The 15,702-nt window shown below is 72.3% G+C and carries 12 protein-coding genes; all 12 read right to left on the reverse strand.

What is annotated here, in order from left to right; translation table 11 throughout:
- The 12 genes from EKG83_RS29420 to EKG83_RS29475 all read right to left on the reverse strand — a co-directional run bounded on the left by EKG83_RS29420 (position 1) and on the right by EKG83_RS29475 (position 15,701).
- Entirely contained in the window at positions 1 to 1,818 is a 1,818-nt protein-coding gene (locus EKG83_RS29420; protein ID WP_033435866.1) for an AGE family epimerase/isomerase, read from the reverse strand.
- On the reverse strand, positions 1,808 to 2,473 hold the full coding sequence (locus EKG83_RS29425; RefSeq protein ID WP_033435867.1) for a DJ-1/PfpI family protein: 666 nt from the start codon (positions 2,471 to 2,473) through the stop codon (positions 1,808 to 1,810). The genes EKG83_RS29420 and EKG83_RS29425 overlap by 11 nt, the downstream gene beginning before the upstream one ends.
- Before the next feature lie 10 nt (positions 2,474 to 2,483).
- Entirely contained in the window at positions 2,484 to 4,082 is a 1,599-nt protein-coding gene (locus EKG83_RS29430; RefSeq protein WP_033435868.1) for a thiamine pyrophosphate-binding protein, read from the reverse strand.
- Positions 4,083 to 4,110: 28 nt separating this feature from the next.
- Positions 4,111 to 4,935 carry a type 1 glutamine amidotransferase domain-containing protein gene (locus EKG83_RS29435; protein WP_033435869.1) on the reverse strand — a complete coding sequence of 275 codons (825 nt, stop codon included), beginning with the start codon at positions 4,933 to 4,935 and terminating at the stop codon, positions 4,111 to 4,113.
- 99 nt (positions 4,936 to 5,034) lie between these two features.
- Positions 5,035 to 6,861, reverse strand: a complete 1,827-nt coding sequence (glgB, locus tag EKG83_RS29440) for a 1,4-alpha-glucan branching protein GlgB (RefSeq protein ID WP_084717204.1) — start codon at positions 6,859 to 6,861, stop codon at positions 5,035 to 5,037.
- 5 nt (positions 6,862 to 6,866) lie between these two features.
- Positions 6,867 to 8,120: a maltokinase N-terminal cap-like domain-containing protein gene (locus EKG83_RS29445; RefSeq protein WP_033435870.1), complete on the reverse strand. Its 1,254-nt coding sequence runs from the start codon at positions 8,118 to 8,120 to the stop codon at positions 6,867 to 6,869.
- A complete protein-coding gene (gene treS / locus EKG83_RS29450; RefSeq protein ID WP_153278527.1) occupies positions 8,117 to 9,808 on the reverse strand; it encodes a maltose alpha-D-glucosyltransferase in 1,692 nt (563 codons plus the stop codon). The genes EKG83_RS29445 and treS overlap by 4 nt, the downstream gene beginning before the upstream one ends.
- Positions 9,805 to 11,910, reverse strand: coding sequence for an alpha-1,4-glucan--maltose-1-phosphate maltosyltransferase (locus tag EKG83_RS29455; RefSeq protein WP_033430155.1), 2,106 nt, complete (start codon positions 11,908 to 11,910; stop codon positions 9,805 to 9,807). Before EKG83_RS29455 ends, treS begins: the two co-directional genes overlap by 4 nt.
- 37 nt (positions 11,911 to 11,947) lie before the next feature.
- Entirely contained in the window at positions 11,948 to 12,628 is a 681-nt protein-coding gene (locus EKG83_RS29460) for an EthD domain-containing protein (protein ID WP_033430156.1), read from the reverse strand.
- 17 nt (positions 12,629 to 12,645) lie between these two features.
- The gene (locus EKG83_RS29465) at positions 12,646 to 12,954 is read right to left on the reverse strand and encodes a muconolactone Delta-isomerase family protein (RefSeq protein WP_153278528.1); all 309 of its coding nucleotides are present in this window, start codon (positions 12,952 to 12,954) and stop codon (positions 12,646 to 12,648) included.
- Between the two features lie 20 nt (positions 12,955 to 12,974).
- Complete coding sequence (locus tag EKG83_RS29470) at positions 12,975 to 14,414, reverse strand: ankyrin repeat domain-containing protein (RefSeq protein ID WP_228122267.1); 1,440 nt, start codon at positions 14,412 to 14,414, stop codon at positions 12,975 to 12,977.
- A gap of 204 nt (positions 14,415 to 14,618) precedes the next feature.
- Positions 14,619 to 15,701, reverse strand: coding sequence for an aldo/keto reductase (locus tag EKG83_RS29475; RefSeq protein WP_033430158.1), 1,083 nt, complete (start codon positions 15,699 to 15,701; stop codon positions 14,619 to 14,621).
- Position 15,702 lies beyond the last annotated feature (1 nt).

Consider the following 15,702-nt stretch of genomic DNA (forward strand, 5'->3'; position numbering starts at 1 on the left):
TCACACCGCGACCAGCCGCGCCCGCACCTTCACCGGCGAGCTGGTGTCCGGCAGCCGCACGGTCAGCGACTCCGGGTCGAACCGGTCGTACGGGCCGCCGTCGACCTCCACCGACTGCAACCGCACCGACCCCGGCGGCAGCGCGTCCGGCGCCACCCGCAGCAGCCGGCCCGGGAACCCGTCCGGCCGCGGCCGGAACCACAGGTCCAGCGACTCGCCGCGGATCAGCAGCCGCTCGTAGACCTCGGCGAGGAAGCACAGCTCGGCGGCGTGGTACATCGACATCGAGTGGCTGCCCTTGAGCCGCTCGGTGCCCAGCAGGTACGGCGTGCCGTCGGCGAGGACGCTGAAGTACACGCCGCCCTCGTCGTGGTCGAGGAAGAAGGCGTTGTAGAACGCCTCGGACTCGCGGGCGTGCCGCAGGAACCCGTCCTCGCCGGTGTTGCCGGCCAGGATCAGGTACGCCAGCACGCCCTGCTCCTGCTGCCACCACGCCTTGCGGTCGTGCCAGGTGAGCCGGTGGCCGGGCACGCCCGCCCGGGTCGCCCGCTCCACCACGTCGTACCAGCCGCCGCGCCGGGTGTCGCCGCCCACCGCGGGCATGGTCTCGCCGATGGCGCGGGCGAGCTTGGTGTAGGCGTCCTTCGGGCGGATGGCGTTCATCCGCATCAGGTTCCACGCGATCTTGAGGTTGTGGCCCACCACCGCGCGGTCCTGCTGCCAGCCCCACTCGCGGTCCGGCGTCCAGTCGGCGTGGAACCGCTCCTGCACGAACGGGCTCGCCGGGTCCGGGAAGTGCGCGACGATCAGGTCGAAGCACTCCTCCAGCATGTCGGCGTCCTGGCGGCGCCCGGCGGCGAGGAACAGGTTGATCAGGTACGCGGGCGCGTGGTCGCCGATCGAGTTCCAGTTCTTGCGGGACCGGTTGGGCCCCAGGGACTCGTGGTCGGGCCGCAGGTGCACCGGGTCGATGTGCGAGTAGTACCCGCCGCGCTCCTCGTCGCGGAAGAACCGGTGGAACAGCCGCACGGTGGCGTCGACGTCGGCCAGGACGTCGGGGTCGCCGGTGATCCGGTAGGTCTGGGTCGGGCCGACCAGGGCGTAGATCTGCTCGTAGGCCGGGATGGACCGGAAGTCGTCGCCGAACTCCGAGGAGAACAGCTTGGTCTCCACCCCGTCGGCGACGTCGAGGCCGTGGTACCAGTACACGACGTCGTTCTCCGGGTCGGCGAACCGCAGGTGGTCGCGCAGGTAGCGGGTGCCGCGCTCGGCGACGTCGAGGAAGTCGTCCTCGCCGGTGAGCAGGAACGCCGACGCCATCCCGTACACCAGCCGGGAGATCGTGTCGGTCTCCTGCACGTGCCTGCCGCTCTTGTCGCCGCCCAGCCGCAGGATGGTGCGGTAGTCGGCGTAGTCGACCTCGCCCGTGCCGAACTGGGCGACCCGGTAGAACCGGGCCAGCTCGCGGAGCTGGCGCGGCCACCAGCCGGGCCGCGCGAACGCGTACTCCCCCGGCTCGCGGTCGAGGAACACGATCCGGGTGGCGTCGAAGACGTGCCCGTCGCCGGTCGGCGAGTAGATGCCGTGCGCCAGGACGTGCCGCCCGGGCGTGAGCAGCTCCGCCTTGCGCGAGGTCAGGTCGGTGTACGGCTCGCCGAGGTTGCGCAGCAGCTCGGCGGAGGCGTGCTCGAAGCCCACCCGGACCGGGTGGCCGTCACCGGTGCGCAGGTCGACCAGGCCGCGGTCGGGGTGCGCCTCGGTGACGTACCCGGCGACCAGGTCGGAGATCCGGACGTGGGCCAGCGGGTCAGCGGCCATGGCGCACCCCTCCCGTGGGCCGCACGGACGAGCGCCACCAGCGGGTGGTGCGGTCGGCCGTGCGGGCGGCCAGCAGGTCGATCACGGTCCGCGCGAACAGGTGGCAGTGGTCGGCGCTGCGCGCGGTGACCAGGTCGCCGCTGACCACCACGTCCTGGTCGACGTACTGCGCGCCCATGTTGCGCGCGTCCGCGATGAGGTTGTTGTGGCAGGTCAGCGGGCGGCCCTTGACCACCTCGGGGATCGGGGCGACCAGCCACAGGCCGTGGCAGATGACGCCCTTGAGCACCGACGGCTCGGCGAACGCCCGCCGCAGCAGGTCCACCGCGGGCGCGGTGCCGCCCGGCGACTCGGCGTAGCGCAGCCGGTCCGAGACCATGCCCGACGGCACGATCAGGGCGTCGTAGCCGCGCAGCCGCTCGTCGTCCACCTGCTCCAGGTCGCCGTCCACCGTGATGGGGAGCCGGTGCTCGTGGCCGGTGAACGTGATGCTCTCCTGGCCCCACAGCCGGGTCAGGAACTCGACCCGCGCGCCCTCCTCGGCGAACCTGAGCCGGTAGTAGTCGATCTCCGGCTCCACGTAGTCGGTCTCCATCAGGATGGCGATGGTGCGCCCGGCGAGCGCGCCGCCCTCCCGCAGGATCGTCGTGGTCATCGCGTCCGCCCTAGTCCGTCAGCAGGTCGATCAGGAACGGGCCGTCGTGGTCGAGCATCTTGCGCACCGCGGGCTCCACCTGCGCCGGCTCGTCCACCCGCAGCGCCTCCACGCCCATGCCCCTCGCCAGGTCCACGAAGGACAGGTCGGGGCGCAGGTCGAAGCCGTTCGGGTGGCGGTGCGACGGCACCCCGCCGTCCCGCCAGTACTGCTCGATGTTGAGGTCGAGCAGCTGGTAGCGGTGGTTGTTGCAGATGACGAACTTCGCGGCGACGCCGTGGCGCGCGGCCGTCCACAGCGCCTGGATGGTGTACATGCTGCCGCCGTCGCCGGTGACGCCGACGACCGTGGCGTCCGGCCGGGCCATCTTGGCGCCGATGGCGCCGGGGATGCCGATGCCCAGCGAGCCGCCGCGGGTGAGGAAGTAGTTGCCCGGCACGTGCGGCGGCAGGTGGCTGAGCAGGCCCGCCGACGCGGTCAGCGCCTCGTCGAACAGCACCAGGTCGTCGTCGGTGTGCGCGGCCAGGGCCGCGCTGAAGTGCTCGATCAGCGGGCTGTCCGCGGTGAGCGCGGGCGGCGTCCACGGCGGGACCGGCGCGGGCTCGGCGGGGGCGCCCAGCGCGTCGGCGAGCGCCGCCAGGGTGGCCTTCGGGTCGGCCACCAGGGCGACGTCCACCGGGAAGTTCTTGGCGATCTCGTAGTCGTCGAGGTCGACGTGCACGACCCGGGCGTCCTCGGCGAAGGGGCTCGCCAGCTCCGGGAACACCTCGGGGAAGACGTAGGTGCCCACGATCAGCACCGCGTCGGCGTCCGCGACGACCGCCTTGCTCACCGAGCCGAACATGTGCCCGAGCTGCCCGCGGTAGAGCGGGTGGCGGTTGTCCATGTTCAGCTCGGAGTTGTCCAGGCCCCACACGGGCGCGCCCAGCGCCTCGGCGACCCGGGCCAGCTCGCGCTGCGCACCGGACACCGCCACGCCGTCACCCATCAGCACGACGGGGTTGCGCGCGCCGCGCAGCGCCGCCACCGCGCGGTCCAGCTCGTCGGGGACGGGCCGGACCGCGCGGCTGGGGACGGTGCTCGGCGCCACCGGCTCGGTGTTGGGCGCGTCGAGCACATCCATGGGCAGCGCGACGAACACCGGGCCGCGGGGCTCGGTCATCGCCGTCTTCACCGCCCTGCGCAGCACGCGCAGCACCGAGTCCGGATGGGTGACCCGGGTCGCGTACTTCGTCACCGGCCTGGCCATCGCCACCAGGTCGACGGCCATCTGCGAGTCCATGGCGTCGTAGCGGACGCCGGCCTCGCCGGCGACGACCACCAGCGGCGAGTGGCCGCGCATGGCCTGGTAGAGCATGCCGATCCCGTTGCCGAGACCGACTCCCGTGTGCAGCTGCACGAGGGCGGGCCCGGCCGTGGCGCGGGCGTAGCCGTCCGCGATGCCGATGGCGACCGTCTCCTGCAACGCCAGCACGTAGTCGAAGTCGGGGTCCTGCTCGACGACGTCCAGCAGACCCTGCTCGACCGTGCCGGGGTTGCCGAACATCGTCGTCAGCCCATCGGCCCGCAGTTGTTCGAGAAGGGCGTGCTTGCCCTGCCGTTCGGTCATTGACCTGCCCTCCACGGGTGTTTTCCGATTACCAGCCGAATCGACGCAGACCGTTCTCCAGGACCTCCACCAGCTTTTCGCCGGCGAGGAAGGAGTCCGGGGTCGAGCGGGCCGTGATGAACGGGAAGTCGACGATCACCGAGGTTTCCTTGCCGACGTTGCCGTGGAACTGGCCGTCGGGGCCGGTGGCGTCGCGCAGGATGTACTCCAGCGGGTACGGCGGCGGGCCCATGTTGAACTCGACGCCGACGAAGCCGGTGCCGTCCTTGTAGTCGTACTCCTTGCAGTGGCCCGTGACGTGCTTGCCCCAGATGATCGACTTGCGGTCGTCCCACTCGCGGGCGAACGCCAGGGCGGCGACGCCGTAGCACTCGCCGACCACCGGCTTGTCGGCCCGGATGAAGGCCAGGATCAGCTCGTGCAGCCGGCCGTTGTTGGCCAGGTCCACGATCGGGCCGGAGCCGCCGACGATGACCAGCGCGTCGTACTCGGCGATGTCCTCGGCCAGCGTGGCGATCTCCCGGTAGTACGCCTCCATGGCGCGCAGCGGGTTCGGCGCGCTGTCGTAGGGGCGCTCGGGGATCCAGTCGGCCAGGCTGATCGGGTTGTCCAGGCGGGACGACTCGTCCAGCTCCCGGGCCGCGACCGCGACCTCCGGCGTGGTCACCGACCGGCCCAGCGGCGGGTCGACGTAGCCGGGGTCGAGGCTGGGCGGCAGGGCGACGGGCCGCTTGCCGGTCGGGGTGGCGAACACCGCCGTGTACCCCTGGCGGTCGCAGGCCACCAGGGGCCCGAGCAGCTCCTCACCCCAGTAACCGTATTCGGAAAGGATGAACAGGATTTTCTTGCTCACATTTTCTCCCGGTTTCGTGCCGATCGCTTCGGAACCGACAGGTCAATTTTCACCGGTGTGCGGACCACGAACAAGGAATCGCGGCCGCTGCGGTGCCATTCAGCGAGTTGCGGAATTTTCCGTGTACTCGGCGGAGAACAGCCAGGTCACCGTGGACGCGGGCAGGTCGAGCACGCCGGTGACGTGCTCGCCGGCCAGGTGGGGGCGCTCGCTGTCGAGCAGGGTGGTCCAGGGACCGCCGACGTCCAGGCGCTGCGGGACGCCGGAGAAGTTGGCCGCGCACAGCAGCGTGCCGTCCGGGCCGGTGCGGCGGAACGCGACCACGTTCCGCGCGGGATCGCTGGCGTGCCAGGCGAACGCGGCCCGGTCGTCGTCGGTGGCGTGCAGCGCGGGGGTGCGCCGGTAGACGTGGTTGAGCCTGCGCACGAGGTCGCGGATGCCCTGGTGCGGCGGGCTGTCGGCCAGCTCCCAGGACAGCGAGCCGTCGCTGTCCCACTCGGGTGGCTGGCCGAACTCGCCGCCCATGAACAGCAGCTGCTTGCCCGGGTGCGCCCACGTGTACGCCAGCAACGCCCGCAGGCCCGCCGCGCGCTGCTTGTCGTCACCGGGCATGCGCTGCCACAGCGAGCCCTTGCCGTGCACCACCTCGTCGTGGGACAGCGGCAGCACGTAGCGCTCGTTCCACGCGTAGTCCAGCGGGAACTCCAGCTCGCCGTGGTGCGCGGCCCGGTGCAGCGGGTCGTGCCCCAGGTAGCCCAGCACGTCGTGCATCCAGCCGAGGTTCCACTTGAGGTCGAAGCCCAGGCCGTCCGGCGCGGTGACGCCCGGCCAGGCCGTGGACTCCTCCGCGACCACCACCGCGCCGGGTACCTCCCGGTGCACGGTGTCGGTCAACTCCCGCAGCAGCGCCACGGCCTCCAGGTTCTCGTTGCCGCCGTGCGCGTTCGGCTCCCACTGCCCCGGTCCGCGCGAGTAGTCCAGGTAGAGCATGGAGGACACCGCGTCGACCCGCAGGCCGTCCAGGTGGAACTCGGTCAGCCAGTACAGGGCCGAGGAGATCAGGAAGTCGCGGACCGCCGGCCGGCCGAAGTCGAACACCAGGGTGCCCCAGTCGGGGTGCTCGCCGCGGCGCGGGTCGGGGTGCTCGTAGAGCGGGGTGCCGTCGAAGCGGGCCAGCGCCCAGTCGTCGCGCGGGAAGTGCGCGGGCACGAAGTCCAGCAGGACGCCGATCCCCCTGCGGTGCAGGTGGTCCACAAGGTAGCGGAAGTCGTCCGGGGTGCCGAACCGGGCCGTGGGCGCGAAGTAGGAGGTCACCTGGTAGCCCCACGAGCCGCCGAACGGGTGCTCGGTCACGGGCATGAGCTGGACGTGCGTGAAGCCCAGGTCCACGACGTGGTCGCCCAGCTCGTGCGCCAGCTCGCGGTAGGTCGCCCGGCGCCCGTCCTTCCCGGGCATCCAGGAGCCGAGGTGCACCTCGTAGACGCTCATCGGCTCCTTCGCCCAGTCGCGCCGGGCGCGGAAGTCCCCGTCACCCCAGCGGTACTCGGACCGGAACACCACCGAGGCGTTCTCCGGCGGGCACTGGGTCGCCCCGGCCACCGGGTCGGCCTTCTCCCGCCAGCGCCCGTCGGCGCCGAGCACCGCGTAGCGGTAGCGGTGCCCGGTCCGCGCCTCCGGGACGAACAGCTCCCACACCCCGCCGTCGCGGCGGCGCATGACGTGCGCGGCGCCGTCCCAGCCGTTGAAGTCGCCGCGCACCCGGACCTCGCGGGCCGCCGGGGCGAGCACGGCGAACGACACACCGCCCCCCGGTTCGACCCGGGCGCCCAGCACCTCCCAGAGCCTGCGGTGCCTCCCCTCGGCGATGAGCCGCACGTCGTGGTCGGTCAGCACGTGGTCGGTCGGCACGTGGTCGGTCACTGCCATCCCGGTCACCCCGCCTCCTCCGCGGCGGCCACGAACCCCTCGATCGCGCGCAGCGGGACGGTCACCCAGTCCGGGCGGTTGCGGGTCTCGTAGCCGACCTCGTAGATCGCCTTGTCCAGCTGGTGGGCGAGCAGCAGCGCGGGGTCCGGTGCCCGGCCGGCGCGCTCGGCGTAGCCCGCCAGGAACTCCCGCTCCGCGGCCCGCACCCAGTCCCGGTCGGGCGTGCGGTTGGCCGCGTAGTCCAGCGACCGCAGCACGCCCGCCACGTCGCGCAGCGGCGAGTCCCACCGCGCGCGCTCCGGGATCGGCGCGCCCGGCTCGCCCTCGAAGTCGATCAGCAGCCAGCCGCGGTCCGCGGCCAGGACCTGGCCCAGGTGCAGGTCGCCGTGCACGCGCTGGCGCGGCGAACCGGGCAGGGCCGCCCGGCAGGCGCCCACCAGCAGGCGCGTGAGCCGGTCGGCGTGCCGGGCCAGCGCGGGCGCCTCGGCGGCGGTCCGGGCCAGCCGGTCGAGCATGCCGTCCACCAGCGCGGACAGGTCGGCGCGGGTCAGCGGCGTGCTGCCGAACGCGTCGGCCAGCGCCGCGTGGGTGGTGGCGACCGCCTCGCCGAGCGAGCGCAGCCGCCCGGTGAACCCGGGCGTGCCGGCCAGGTCCCAGCCCGACACCGCGCCCGCCGCGTACCCCTGCACCACGGCCAGGGTCGACGTGCCGTCGTCCACCACGCCGTGCAGCCGCGGGACCGTCGGGGTCGGGCCGAGCGCCCGCGACACCGCGACCTCCGGGTTCTCCCCCGGGAAGAGCCGCCGGAAGAACTTGAGGATGTACCGGTCGCCGAACACCACCGAGGTGTTCGACTGCTCCCCGGTGACCCGCCGGGCCGGTGCCGCGGGCTCGACGGGCGCCGCCGCGGTGAACCGGACGCCGTCCCGCTCGGCGCCGGCCGCGACGAGCGCGAGCACGTGCGCCATCAGGTCCGGGACGTCGGTGGCGTCCACCGCCCACAGGCCGCCGAGGTCGGTGATCGCGTCCGGCGCGGGCTCGGCGCGCAGCCCGAGCGGGAGCTGGTAGCGGTGCGGCCCCGGCTCGCCGACCAGGTGCACGTCGACGAGCGCGACCAGGCAGCCGTGCCCGAGGTCCGCGACCCGCGCGACCTCCACCCGCTCCACCGGCCGCCCCTTGGCGGCGAACCAGCGGCGGCGGGGCAGCCAGTCCACCAGCGCCGCCGCGAGCCTCGTGCGGTCCCAGGCCGAGAGCGTCATGACGGCCTCACCAGCGACAGCCAGTAGAACCCGTGCCCGACCACGGTCAGCGCGTGGTCCGGCGACTCCACCACGCCGAAGCCCTCCCCGCCGGTCAGCTCGACCAGCTCCTCGCCGACGTGGTCGGACAGGTCCAGCCACACCGCCTGCGGGTGGCGGGACAGGTTGTAGACGCACAGGACGGTGTCGTCCCCGTGCCGCCGCACGAACGCCAGCACGCTCGGGTTCGACGACGGCATCTCCAGGTACTCGCCCAGCCCGAACGCCGGGTGCCGCTTCCGCACGGCGAGCATCCGCCGCGTCCAGTGCAGCAGCGACGACGTGTCGCGCTGCTGGGTCTCGACGTTGAGCGACTGGTAGCCGTAGATCGAGTCCATGATCACCGGAAGGTAGAGGCGCCCCGGGTCGCAGTCGGAGAAGCCGGCGTTGCGGTCGGGGGTCCACTGCATGGGGGTGCGGACGCCGTCGCGGTCGCCGAGCCAGATGTTGTCGCCCATGCCGATCTCGTCGCCGTAGTAGAGCACGGGTGAGCCGGGGAGGCTGAGCAGCATGGCGGTGAACAGCTCCTGCTGGTTGCGGTCGTTGTCCAGCAGGGGGGCGAGCCTGCGGCGGATGCCGATGTTGGCCTTCATCCGCGGGTCCTTGGCGTATTCCGCGTACATGTAGTCGCGTTCTTCGTCGGTGACCATTTCGAGGGTCAGCTCGTCGTGGTTGCGCAGGAAGATGCCCCACTGCGTGCCCGACGGGATCGGCGGGGTCTGCGCCAGGATCTCGGTGATGGGGAACCGGTTCTCCCGCCGCACGGCCATGAACAGCCTGGGCATCAGCGGGAAGTGGAAGGCCATGTGGCACTCGTCGCCGCCCACGGCCGGGTCGCCCAGGTACTCCACGACGTCGGTGGGCCACTGGTTCGCCTCGGCCAGCAGCACCCGGTCGTGGTACTCCTCGTCGATCACCTTGCGGCAGCGCTTCAGGAACTCGTGCGTCTTCGGCAGGTTCTCGCAGTTCGTGCCCTCTTCCTCGAACAGGTAGGGCACGGCGTCGAGGCGGAAGCCGTCGATGCCCAGGTCGAGCCAGAAGCGCAGGACGTCGAGCATGGCCTCCTGGACGGCCGGGTTCTCGTAGTTCAGATCCGGCTGGTGGGAGAAGAACCGGTGCCAGTAGAACTGGCCGCGCACCGGGTCGTAGGTCCAGTTGGAGGTCTCGGTGTCGACGAAGATGATGCGGGCGTCGGCGTACTTCTGGTCGTCGTCGTTCCAGACGTAGAAGTCGCCGTACGGGCCGTCCGGGTCGCGGCGCGACTCCTGGAACCACGGATGGGCGTCACTCGTGTGGTTGAGCACCAGGTCGGTGATCACCCGGATGCCCCGCCGGTGCGCCTCGTCCAGCAGGTGCACGAAGTCCTGCACCGTGCCGAACTCCGGGAGGACCCGCCGGAAGTCGCTGATGTCGTAGCCGCCGTCGCGCAGCGGCGAGGCGTAGAACGGCGGCAGCCACAGGCAGTCCACCCCCAGCCACTGGAGGTAGTCCAGCTTGCCGGTGAGGCCGTCGAGGTCGCCGGTGCCGTTGCCGTCGGAGTCGGCGAACGCGCGGACCAGCACCTCGTAGAACACCGCGCGCTTGAACCACTCCGGTTCGTCGCGGGCCGGTCTCGCGCTGACCGGGTCGGTGGACGCGGCCGTCGTCATGGGCGCACCTCCTGGGGCACGGCGGCGATGTGCGCCACCGCCTGGTTCGGGTCGAGCCGCACGTAGGCGCGCTCGGACCAGCGGAACGCCTGCCCGGTCACCTCGTCGTGCGCGGTGAACCCGTCGGGCAGGCCCAGCTCGTCGAGCCGCCACGTCACCGTGCCCTCCTGCGGGCCGGTGGGGTCGAGCGTCACCACGACCAGCACGATCTCGCCGGGCGCGGTCTTGGAGTAGGCGATCAGCGCGTCGTTGTCGACGTCGTGGAACCGCAGCGTGCGCAGCTCCCGCAGCGCCGGGTGGGCCCGGCGGACCTCGTTGAGCCGCGCGATCCACGGCTCCAGCGTCCCGTCGCCGCCGAAGTCGCGGTGCACGAGCTGGTACTTCTCCGAGTCCAGGTACTCCTCGCCGCCCGGGCGCAGCGCCTGGTGCTCGTAGAGCTCGTAACCGGAGTACACGCCCCAGGTCGGCGCCATCGTCGCGGCCAGCGCCGCGCGGATCGCGAACACCGCCGGCCGCCCGGACTGCAGGTGCTCCGGCAGGATGTCCGGGGTGTTGACGAACAGGTTCGGCCGGGCCTCGTCGGCGTGGGCGACCAGCTCGCGGCCGAAGTCGGTCAGCTCGGCCTTGCCGGTGCGCCAGGTGAAGTACGTGTAGGACTGGCTGAACCCGCGCCGTGCCAGGCCGTAGAGCCGGGCCGGGTTGGTGAACGCCTCGGCGAGGAACACCACGTCGGGGTGGGCGCGGTGGACCCGGGCGATCAGCCACTCCCAGAAGTCCGGCGGCTTGGTGTGCGGGTTGTCGACCCGGAAGATCCGCACCCCGTGGTCGACCCAGTGCAGCACCACGCGCAGGACCTCCGCGTACAGGCCCGCCGGGTCGTTGTCGAAGTTCAGCGGGTAGATGTCCTCGTAGCGCTTGGGCGGGTTCTCGGCCGTGGCGATCGACCCGTCGGGCCGGTGGGTGAACCACTCGGGGTGCTCGCGCACCCACGGGTGGTCCGGCGAGCACTGGAGGGCCAGGTCGAGCGCCACCTCCAGGCCCAGCTCGCGGGCGCGGGCCACGAAGGCGTCGAAGTCCTCGATGGTGCCCAGGTCCGGGTGGACGGCGTCGTGGCCGCCCTCCGGCGAGCCGATGGCCCACGGGGAGCCGACGTCACCCGGGTCGCTCACCGGGTTGTTGTTGGGCCCCTTGCGCTTGGTGCGGCCGATCGGGTGGATCGGCGGGAGGTAGACCACGTCGAAGCCCAGGGCGGCGACGCGGTCCAGCTCCGCGGCGGCGGTGGCGAACGTGCCGTGCACGGGTCGGCCGTCGGGGCCGAGGCCGCCGGTGGAGCGGGGGAACAGCTCGTACCAGGAGCCGACCAGGGCGCGCTCGCGCTCCACCAGCAGGCGGTGCGGCAGGCCGGGGGTGACCAGCTCGCGCACCGGGTGGGTGGTCATGCCCTCGTGCACCGGGTCGGACAGGGCCAGGATCACCCGGTCGACCAGGAGCAGGTCCTTGCGCCGCAACCGCTCGGCGGCTTCGAGCAGCCGCGCGGGGCGCGGGTCGTCGGCGAGGGCCTCGGTCGGGTTGTCGGTGGTGCCGGCGGGTGCGCCGCCGGCGGCGGGGGCACCTGCCAGGAGGGTGCCGGCGGCGAGGGCGCGGCCGGCGGGGGTGCCGCCGACCGCGCCGCCCACCGGTCTGCCGTTGGTGCCGCCGGACCGGGCCGGGCCGGGGTGCGCGGCCGCCCGCTCCAGCAGCCGCGCACCCTCCTCCAGGTCGAGGTCCAGTTCGTCGGGCGACACGCCCGCCGCGAGCTTCGCCTCCACCGCCCGCCGCCACGTCGCCCAGGGGTCGCTCCACGCCTCCACGCGGAACGCCCACTCCCCCGGCCGGTCGGGGACGATGGTGGCCTCCCAGCGGTTGTCCGGCCCCGGCGCCATCCGCGTCCGCCGCGGCGCACCGTCCCCCGGCCCGGACCACACCACCTCGGCCGCGACCGCCTGGTGCCCCTCCCGCCAGGCGGTCGCCGACACCGGCACGCGCTCGCCCACGACCGCCTTCGCGGGCCGCAGACCCCCCGAGACCGCCGGGCGGACGTCCTCCACCGCGATCCGCTGCATGACTGGTTCCTCCTCGACCACGACTGCGTGGAACGGCCTACCGGGCGTCCGGCCCGATCACCCAGTGCTCCCGGACGACCATCTCGTGCAGGTAGCGCTCCTGGACGAGCGGGCGCAGCTCCTCCTCCGCGCGCTGGAACTCCGGCGACGCCAGGGCCGCGGCCAGCGCGTCGGTGTCGTCGAACCACAGCTGGTGGGCCGCGTCGAGGGTGGCCTCACCGATGCCGTAGGCGCCGTCCACCACGTGGTTCTGCAGGTAGCCCCGCAGGCCCGGCACCTCGGCCACCAGCTCGGCGTGCTTGCCCAGGCTCTGCTCGCGGAACGCGGCCAGCGGCAGGCCCTCGCGGCGCTTGACCAGCCGCACGATCTTCACGCCCTCGGTGCGGGGCGGCTCGACGATCGAGTGGGCGTCGGTGTCCAACACGAGCGTGCGCCAGAACGCGGCCCACTTCGGCTCGTCCAGCCGCGCGCCCTCCAGGAACTCCGGCGTCTGCAGCGACTCGATCTGCTCCTCGGGGCGCAGCCAGATCTCGGCGATGCCGCTCCACAGCGGCTCGGCGCCGTCACCGGGCAGCGCGATGCGGGTGTCGATCTTGTACCGCCGGATCTGCGGGATCTTGCTCGCGTACCGGACGGCGTGCTCCTCCAGCCAGTAGCGCTGGAACTCCTCCTCGGTCATGCCGGGCTTGGGGTGGGCGAAGATGAGCTGGTGGATCATGGTTTCCTCCCTCGGCTTCAGACCTGGTAGCGCTTGAGGACGTCCTCGGCGAACCCGAGGTAGTCGCGCAGCGGCCAGACCTCTTCGAACTCCAGGTACTCGCGCATCGGCAGCCGGCCCAGCGCGGTGCGGTCCAGCTCCTCGGCGCTGGGCGCGTCGATGATGCCGATGACCCGCTTCTGCGCGGCCACCTTCCACAGGCCCACGGCGAAGCCCGAGTCCAGGGTCTCCTTGGCGTGGACCGCCTCCTCCTGCTCGATCTCCCACAGCTCGTCGAGCGTGATGCGGCCCTCGTGGTTCCAGCGCATCTGGACGTAGAACAGCATGGCGTCTGCTCCCGGCGTGGTCAGGCGGCGCGCAGCCGCTCGATGATCGGGTGGTCGGTGTCGAACACGTCCAGGGCGACGTCGAGCGGCGTCTTGCCGTCGTGGCCGACCAGGTCGGTGCGCGCGCCGGCGTCGAGCAGGGTGCGGGCGCACTCGTCGTAGCCGTGCCACAGGGCGTCGTGCAGCGGCGTGTAGCCGTTGGTGGCGCCCTGGAAGTCCAGGTCCACGCCGGGCGCGGTGACCAGCAGCGCGGTGATCTGCTCGTGGCCGTTGTAGACGGCCTTGTGCAGCGGGCACGCGCCGAAGGTCGGCTCGGTGGCGTTGACGTCGGCGCCGGCGGCCAGCAGCTCGCGCACGATCTCCAGGTGCCCGTCGCGGGTGGCCACGAGCAGCGGGGTGTGCAGGTCGTTGAAGCCGTTGCGCACCGGGTAGCGGGCGTCGACCTCGGCGCCGTCGGCCAGCAGCCGGCGGACGCGCTCGGTGTCGCCGGCGGCGGTGGCGGCCATCAGCTCCTGCTCGGCGATGCGGCGCTCGTCCTCGCCCTCGCGGGCCTTGAGCAGCTTCTCGGCTTCGAGCAGCTTCTCCTTGCCGAGCGAGTTGACGTTCAGCTCGAACTCGAAGTGCTCCTTCATGGAGAAGCCGTAGTGCGTGCCCAGGTTCACGCCGGCGCCCTGGTCGAGCAGGTAGCCCACGACCTCCGGGTGCTTGTACCAGAGGGCGTCCATCAGCGCGGTGTGGCCGGTGGTCGGGGCCACCGCGTCGACGAACGCGCCCGCCTCGACCAGCGCGCGCACGGTGGCCAGGTCGCCGTTCTGCACCGCCTTGTGCAGCGCCGTGCAGCCCGCGCGGGTGTCCACGCCGTGGACGTCGGCGCCGCCGGCCAGCAGCGCCTCGACGGTGCCCGCGCGGCCGAGGCCCGCCGCCACCTGGAGCGGGGTCAGCCCGGTGGTCGCCTCGCGGCGGTTCGGGTCGGCGCCGTCGCGCAGCAGGGTGGCGACCCGCTCGTCGTCACCGGCGCGGACGGCCGCGAGCAGCCGCTGGTCGATGTCGGAGCGGAACAGCGCGATTTCGGGCGCGGAGTCGAAGAACGCGCGCCACTCGTGGATCAGCTCGTCCTCGCCGACCGTGATGCGCATGGTGAACTCGAACTCCACCGCCATCCCGGTGTGCTTGTGACCGATTTTCTGGTAATTGAGCACGAAGGCCCGGTCGCCCTCGACCACCAGGTCCCGCTGCTCGAATTCCAGGATTTCGGTGTCGAGCGTGCGCAACCGGAACGCCTCGACCACGCCGTCCTTGCCGCGCCACGTCCGCAGGTTGGGGATGACGGTGTTGAACTCGTTGCCGGGCAGGTCGAAGACGATGTCGTCACCCAGGGCGGCGAGCACGCCGTCGAGGTTGCCGGACTGGACGTCGGCGAACAGCCTGGTCACGATCTCGCGTGTGCGTGCGGTTTCCACCACAGCCGGCTCTCCTTTTTCATCGCACGGGCTTGCCATACCGATGAAACCAGCGGGCGGGGCACCGGACAACGTTTCCGACGGCCGCCGCGCGCACTCCCAGCGGTAAGCTGAATTCCGTGTAGTCGGCGATTCTCCTGAAATGTGCGGACAGCCGAACGGACCCGCCGCGGTGCCGCGACGGGTCCGTTCTCCGCGATGGGCTCAGGCCCAGGGCAGGGGCGAGTAGCGGGTGTCGGCGACACCCCGCTGCACGGTGGTGCGCCGGTCCTGGATGGACTCCCACTGGACGCCGTACATGTCGCGCACGGTGATGTCCTGGCGCAGCAGGTCGTGCGGGTAGCCCAGGTCGAACGCCGCCGCCCGCTCCAGGCGCGCGACCTGGTCGTCGGTCAGCGCGACGTCGGTGCAGCCGAGGTTGTCGCGCAGCTGCTCGACCTTGGTGGCGCCGAGCAGCGGGATCACCACGCCCGGCCGGGTCCGCACCCAGGCCAGCGCGACCTGGGCGGGCGTCCAACCGCCCTCGGCCGCGACCTTGCCGACCTCGACCACGAGGTCGTCGCCGCCCGCCATGCTGTGCTCGCGCGGCTGCACGGTCAGCCGGCCCTGCCCACCGCCGTTGAGGTACTTGCCGGTGAGCCGCCCCTCGGCCAGCGCGCCCCACGCCAGCACCGGGACGTCGAACTGGCGCGCCATCGGCAGCAGGTCGCGCTCGGCCGCGCGCTCCAGCAGGTTGTACCGGATCTGCAGGCCCACGAACGGCGACCACCCGCGCAGCTCGGCCAGGGTGTTGGCCTGCGCCACCTCCCACGCGGGCCAGTTGGACGCGCCGACGTGCAGCACCTTGCCCAGCCGCACCTGGTCGTCCAGGGCGCGCATCAGCTCCGGCACCGGCATCAGCGTGTCGTGGGCGTGCACCCACAGCAGGTCGATGCGGTCGGTTCGCAGGCGCCGCAGGCTGGCCTCGATGGACGAGACGAGGTTCTTGCGGCTGTTGCCCGCCGAGTTCACGTCGCCCAGGTCCGTCTGGAGGGTGAACTTCGTGCCGATGACGAACCGGTCGCGGCGGCTGCCGCGCAGCATCTCGCCCAGGTACTCCTCGGACGTGCCGCCGGTGTAGTGGTCGGCGGTGTCGAGGAAGTTGCCGCCCGCCTCCTCGTAGAGGTCGAGGATGCGCGCGCTGGTGTCCTTCGGCGCACCCCACCCCCAGTCCTCGCCGAAGGTGACCGTGCCGAGCGCGAGTTCCGAGACCCGCAGCCCGCTGCGGCCAAGCACCGTGTAACGCATG

This window comes from Saccharothrix syringae, assembly GCF_009498035.1.
Classification (GTDB): Bacteria; Actinomycetota; Actinomycetes; order Mycobacteriales; family Pseudonocardiaceae; genus Actinosynnema; species Actinosynnema syringae.